The sequence below is a fragment of the Paenibacillus sp. P4_E11 genome, from assembly GCF_056401635.1.
In genome coordinates, this window is record NZ_JBFUIX010000517.1 from 1 (window position 1) to 1,193 (window position 1,193).

2 protein-coding genes are annotated in these 1,193 nt (G+C 47.8%); both read left to right on the forward strand.

What is annotated here, in order from left to right; translation table 11 throughout:
- Positions 1-848: hypothetical protein (locus AC1DWB_RS35630; RefSeq protein ID WP_477545786.1), on the forward strand; the 848-nt coding region annotated here is incomplete at its 5' end.
- Position 849: 1 nt separating this feature from the next.
- A partial coding sequence (locus AC1DWB_RS35635; RefSeq protein WP_477545787.1) for a hypothetical protein occupies positions 850-1,193 on the forward strand: 344 nt, incomplete at its 3' end.

Genomic DNA, 1,193 nt, shown 5'->3' on the forward strand with positions numbered 1-1,193 from the left:
CAGCTATACAGAACGCACAGATTGGAACGAACAATGCGTTAGTACAATTGGGATCAAAAGGTGTCGCAAACTCCTCTATGGCTGAAGACAGAGCTGGTCAGATACAGCAACGGGAACTAGGCAAAGTCACGACGAACGTGCTGCCCCAGCTGATTCAGCAAGCGTTCCAACGGTACATGGACAGCGCGAACCGGGACTATCAAACCCAACAAGCGAATTACGGTGTGGGACAAGATCAGATTCGCAACCAATCGGCGCTAGCGGATCAGTTGAACAGATACGGGCAGCAGGAGCTAGACAACACCTATCGAGATCAGGTATTCGGAGAGACGAAGAAACAGAACAACATCGACGCTGCATATAAAGTTGGCCAACAGTTGGGCCGTGTGATCCAGCCTAAGGATGATTACAGCAATCTGTATAATCAAGATGATGCGCCGCTTAATCAGCAAGCGCAACAAATTGAATACCAAAAAGCACGAGATCTGATTGGCGACGAACAATACAAGGAAAAATTCGATGAAGACGTGCGTAGATTTGGGCTTGAATATGCGATGAAGCAAGCAGAACAAGCAAATGTTTTTGCCAATCGGTCAGCAGACAATGCACGTGCTAAGGAGTCGAGCCAATTAGCGAAGGATAAGTTCGCGTTTGATAAGGAGCAGGCGAATAAATCGAAACCGGTTACTCTCCAGGATGTTTCAAAATATGCGAATGGCGTTGCGAGGTATAAAGACGGGGAGCTGCTTAACCCAAATGAGGTAGAATCTGCAATCCTATCATATGATTTGCCTGAGTCTGAGTTGATGAAGTTGTATGCGACCTATGGTCTGAAATGGGGTGAGTGAAATGGCTGAATCCTTTGCGGAACGAAGACGCAGAGAACTGGGGTTAAGTGGTTCGCAGCCGACACAGACGGAACCGACACCAACAAGCGAACCGAGTTTTGCAGAACGCCGCCGAATGGATCTAGGGTTGATACCCAATACACGACCAGTTGTTACGCCGCAACAACGTATGATGAATACAGAGTTGTCCGACCAAGCACAGTTAGAAAATCAGTCCAGGAACAACACCGATTCAGTAGAAACATACCGAGAGCAAATTGCCCAAAAACAGCGGCATATGATGGACATCGAACAATCCGATGCGGCGCAATTGGAGAATCAGTCGCGGAACAACGCAGCATTGGT